Annotated in this window: 4 protein-coding genes; 1 reads left to right on the top strand and 3 read right to left on the bottom strand. The window is 49.2% G+C overall.

Translation table 11 applies throughout. The annotated features are described in order from the left end of the window. The 3 genes from HOK28_17415 to glgP form a co-directional block, all read right to left on the bottom strand. Positions 1–670, bottom strand: a 670-nt coding sequence (locus HOK28_17415) for an extracellular solute-binding protein (protein MBT6434880.1), incomplete at its 3' end; no start/stop codon positions are given. After that, positions 667–1,782, bottom strand: a complete 1,116-nt coding sequence (ugpC, locus tag HOK28_17410; GenBank protein ID MBT6434879.1) for a sn-glycerol-3-phosphate ABC transporter ATP-binding protein UgpC — start codon at positions 1,780–1,782, stop codon at positions 667–669. The genes ugpC and HOK28_17415, both read right to left, overlap by 4 nt. Positions 1,783–1,804: 22 nt before the next feature. Next, entirely contained in the window at positions 1,805–3,409 is a 1,605-nt protein-coding gene (glgP, locus tag HOK28_17405) for an alpha-glucan family phosphorylase (protein ID MBT6434878.1), read from the bottom strand. 216 nt (positions 3,410–3,625) lie between these two features. On the opposite strand from glgP, the gene HOK28_17400 reads away from it, so the two are divergent. Further along, positions 3,626–3,765 (top strand): TrmB family transcriptional regulator (locus HOK28_17400; GenBank protein ID MBT6434877.1); only part of this gene is annotated, 140 nt, incomplete at its 3' end.

Raw genomic sequence — 3,765 nt, 5'->3', positions numbered from 1 at the left:
CCTTTCGCCGGACCAGTTCTTCCAAAAAAGAAAACGAATCGAGTGATTCAGGCGATTCAAATTCGGTCAGCTGCGGCTCCAAAGGCAGCCTAGCATTGAAACCCAAGTACCATGCTGCATGGAAGTAAAAACTGTCGGCCTGATACGCCAAGCCAAAAATGTTCTTCTCTTTTAAAGACTCAGCAATCACCAAGAGTTCGTCTGTGGTTCGCGGCGCATTAGGCACGAGGTCCGTGTTTCGAAAAAGCACCAAACTCTTAAAGCTAAGAGGGTACCCATAAATCTCCTGGTCCACTTCAAGCGAACTTATCGTTTCAGGAAAAAATACCTCTTTGGCCCAAGCACTGTCTTGATCGTTCAAGGGGCTTACAAGATTCGCTTTTTTCCAGGAACCAACTTTCTCGTGGGCGTAGATAAAAATGTCCGGTCCATGACCGCGGGGCATTGCCGTGCTCAGCTTAGAGGCCATCACATCATAGGGGATCGCCAAGACCTTAAGCTTAACGCCGGGGTACTGCGCTTCGAAGACTTTGAGTGACTCATCGAGAGCCACCTTTTCCTGGCCGCGATAACTGTGCCACAAAGTGAGAGGCTCTGTTTGCGCCTTGGCCGACAGAGAGGCCAGAAGGACAAATGTCACACAAAGGGTGATGAGCCATCGAAGTTTCATCTGAGGGCCACGCGTGTTGGAAATGCCACCGTTTTACCCGAGCTATCAAAAGCATAGAGTTCGCCCGGGTTCACGATACAGTTTAGACTTTGCCCTGCGTCAAGGCCTTCAAAGCCTTGTCCGAGATGTTGCACAATCAACTGCGCACCCTGTGTTTCTAAGTGAATACGGGTCTCCCACCCCATCGGTTCAATCATCGTGACTGTAGCGGCGCCTCTTGGCCCTGAAGAGCGCTCCAACGAAATATGCGCAGGTCGCACTCCAAGCGTAAGCCGCTTTCCTGGCTCAACACTAAGGCCTTGCCACGGATTCTCTATTGGACCTAGAGCAGTTTCAAAGTGAGAATGTTCTGAAGACAAAGTACCATCGATGAAATTCATCTTAGGAGAGCCGATAAAACCAGCCACAAATTGGTTGACAGGTCTATCGAAAAGGTCAAGAGGGCTGTCAACTTGTTGGAGCTTTCCTCCATGTAAAACGGCTATTCTCGTTCCTAAGGTCATGGCCTCAGTTTGGTCGTGGGTGACATAAATCATCGTCGTCCCAAGACGGCGGTGGAGTGCTGAGAGTTCAGCTCGCATCTCAACCCGCAGAGCTGCGTCAAGATTAGATAACGGTTCGTCAAAAAGAAAAACCCGCGGTTCCCGCACAATTGCACGGCCCATCGCCACGCGCTGCCTCTGCCCGCCGGATAGCTGCGAAGGCTTTCTCTCAAGAAGTTCCTGAAGGCCCAAGCTCGTCGCCACCTTCTCAACACGCTGACGAATTTCCTCTTTCGGTGTTTTGCGCAGCTTCAGTCCAAAAGCCATATTTTCAGCAACCGTCATATGGGGGTAAAGAGCATATGACTGAAACACCATACCGATGTCCCGATCTTTGGGTGACACATCATTCACCCGCTCGTCTCCCATAAAGAGGTCACCGTGATCCACTGACTCTAAGCCAGCAATCATTCGCAACGTCGTACTTTTCCCGCAGCCTGATGGCCCAACTAGAACGAGAAATTCTCCATCTGCGATAGACAGATCGAGGCTTTCAACAACTGATGTGCCATCAAATGATTTAGATATGCCCTTGAGCTCTACGCTGGCAGATTTCGGTGCAGCTTTCATCTATCCCCCACTGAAACTGAAATCACCGATAAAGCTTCTCGTAGTATGTGTCTACCATCAATCGTGCTGAAAAATCATCGCAGGCAGTCGTAATGGACGCCTCCATCATTTCAAGCCATCTTTTCCGGTTATCGTAATAAGTAGGTAAAACAAAATCACTCAAGGCCATTCGCAAAGCATGACCATCGTGCCCGTCTTGCCCCTCGCCTTCATAGCCGTCGCCAAACTGCCAACCATTCTCACCATGGCGACAACCCTCATCCCACCAACCATCTAGGATACTTAGATTAAGCCCACCATTGGCCGCGGCTTTCATTCCACTTGTGCCTGAAGCTTCTTTCGGTCTCCGGGGATTGTTTAGCCAAACATCCACACCCCGTGTCATCAATCGGCCAACTTCCATATCGTAATTATCTAGAAAGACGATGGCCTCTGGGAAATCCTTTGCAACCTTCGTGACCCGTTCGATCATCGCTTTACCTTCGGCGTCCTCAGGGTGTGCCTTACCCGAGAAAACAATCTGAATGGTACCCGCCTTTAGATACGGTGAAAGCCAATCTAAATCTTCTAAGATTAAATCGGCACGCTTATAGGTTGCAGCGCGGCGGGCAAAGCCAATCAGGAGTTTATCGTCAGCCAGCGTTTGGCCTGTTTTTTCCTGAATATATGCGATCAATTCCTTCTTCAAATCTCTGGTGATATCCCATAATGCGCCTGGCACACGGGTAGGCATCCAATCAGCGACTCGCTTGTCTTGCCAGCTTGGTAAATGAATACCATTGGTGATTGGAATGATTTCAGCGCCGCCCTCAACATGTGCCCACATTTGAGCCGCGGTTTGGCCATGAAGCTTTGCCACGGCATTGGCTTTGCGACTTAAACGCAACGCAGCCACAGTCATTTCAAACGGATTGCCACCCAGGTTCGTCAGCTCTGTTTCGCCAAGTACACCCAGCCCCACGCCCTGCTCGAGTAAATCCGACATCGCGTGAATCTCATTACCGGCTTTAACGGGAGTATGCGTTGTAAAGACGACTTCACTTCTTGAGGCAGTCAAAGCCTGACCAAAGCTCAGACCTTCGTGCATCTTCTCTCGAATCAATTCAAAGCCAGCAAACAAGGCGTGTCCTTCATTGAAGTGGTAAAGCTCCACTGGAATCTCTAACGCTCGTAAGAGTCTAACCCCACCAATACCCAAGATCATTTCTTGAGCAATCCGCATTTTGCCCTGACCATTGTAGAGCCTGCGCGTCATATCGCGATGCTTCTCCAGCTTAGGCTCTAAAAGATAAAGCTGGGTATTTCCAAAACCCTCAACCTCGAATGCGTTTAAACCGACACTTTCTTCACCGATTTGAACCTCGATAGAAACATCGAGTTCACGAAGTGAGGTGCGAGGCGTTTTTTCCCAAGTGTCATAAACATGACCCTGATCATCGGTACGCTGAACGGTATAGCCCTCGTCCCACATAACGCCGACACCAATTAAATTCGTGTCGCTGTCGCGAGCTGCCTTCATAATATCGCCGGCCAAGACTCCCAATCCCCCCGAGTAAATTGGCAACGATTCATCCAGACCATATTCCATACAAAAATATGCGATCTTACTGTCTATTGTACCTTGCATGACCCCTCCTGTCGTAACTCAATGTGGAGTTACTAACGTATCTCTTCGAATTTGTCCATCAGGAATCGCATTCGTGCGAGAAACGAGGATCGGCTGAGATTTCTACTTTCTTAACAATTCACAAAGTCATTGAAATCAATGAAGAAGATAGAACACTGCTTGCATATCGCGCTCCAAAACAGTAACGCTATGTCGAGTTACCGAAGGGGCAGAATCATGGAACGAAAAGTATTATCCGCAATGACTGAGCTTGGATTTACCAAAAGTGAATCCAAAGTTTACACTGCGCTGCTGAAGAAACAGCCCGCCACCGGCTATGAGTTGGCCGCGAGTTCCGGAGTGCCCCGCTCGGCTAT

It is taken from the genome of Deltaproteobacteria bacterium (genome assembly GCA_018668695.1).
GTDB lineage: Bacteria > Myxococcota > XYA12-FULL-58-9 > XYA12-FULL-58-9 > JABJBS01 > JABJBS01.
The sequence above is the reverse complement of the archived record's forward strand: the minus strand, read 5'-3'. Positions and strand labels throughout refer to the sequence as shown.

Excerpts from the sequence above, each read along its gene's own strand:
- ugpC (MBT6434879.1), bottom strand. The coding sequence starts at position 1,782 with ATGAAAGCTGCACCGAAATCTGCCAGCGTAGAGCTCAAGGGCATATCT.
- glgP (MBT6434878.1), bottom strand. The coding sequence starts at position 3,409 with ATGCAAGGTACAATAGACAGTAAGATCGCATATTTTTGTATGGAATAT.